We start from the raw sequence: 1,180 nt of genomic DNA on the forward strand, positions 1-1,180 counted from the left end.
AATGTAAGGGCAGTGACCCGTTGAGATTTGGGTGACCCGTTGAGATTTGGGAGGGTGAACCTCCAAGGGATTGTGGAGTATGCGTGCAGTAGAAACTACCTGGGGAATATTTCCTAATAGTTCCTCTATTTCCGCATGCCCAGCCCACCACCTCAACCGGTATCACCTGTGCTGTTTCTTAAAATCGACCTAATCCAAGGTGATGAAATCCTGCGAATGAGTGAGTATATGTGAGATAAACCCTTAAAACCGAGGGACGGGTAACGATAGTTAAGTACAGACAGGGCTGCCGCATGGCAGTCTTTTGTTCAACTAACGGGCAGTTTAGTTGAACATGAGGGTGGTGTTTTTGTTAATATTAAACAAAAGGGAGGGGATGAATGTGCATAGAAAGAAATATTTTATTTTAATACCACCATGCTAATAATCGGGCTATTTTTATTGCTTTCTTTAGCAATTGAAACATTGGATGCAGCGCTTGTATGCCCCGGTGAACGAAGATTTTTACAGTTTGATCATTCCTTTCCCCCACTCAAAGGCGTAATGCATGTGAACTTGCATAACAATGTATGGGGAACGAACTTTCCTGCTTGGTATGAAGAAGGCGCCTCTTCCGATTCAAACTGCATTTTAGATCTTTGATATAGAAGATTTGAATATTTGTATGGTATTAGGCTAGCAAGATGGTCAACACGAACTTGCAAGCTTTTCTATGTTTATGTTAGTCGGTGACTTCCACTGTGAAATATGCTACACTCCGTTCAGCAATATATACATTTGTTGGGGCGGTGAGTAGATGTACTATCGTAAAGCAAATATGAATGATATTCATCAATTGGTTCATCTAAGAAAAAAGCAATTAGTTGATGAAGGGATYGAACCGAATCAAGATATTGATAGCGAACTCAATTCTTTTTTTCACAATAAGATGAGTGATGGTTCGTTAATCGARTGGATCGTTGAAGACAATGAAGAAACTATTGCTACGGGTGCAATTATCTTCTATGATTTCCCGCCTTCATTCACAAGTAAGAGTGGTAAAATGGGCTATATCACGAATATGTATACGAAAGAAAATTACCGTGGACAAGGGATAGCTACGACTTTGTTAAATAAATTAGTTGATGAAGCTAGAATCGCAGGTGTATCAAAAATTTGGCTCGGGGCTTCAACATTAGGT

Annotated in this window: 1 protein-coding gene; it reads left to right on the forward strand. The window is 39.9% G+C overall.

What is annotated here, in order from left to right; genetic code table 11:
* Positions 1–796 precede the first annotated feature (796 nt).
* Positions 797–1,180: GNAT family N-acetyltransferase (locus tag AC1DSE_RS35545; protein WP_477529156.1), on the forward strand; the 384-nt coding region annotated here is incomplete at its 3' end.

The sequence above is a fragment of the Paenibacillus sp. 01L418 genome, from assembly GCF_056400045.1.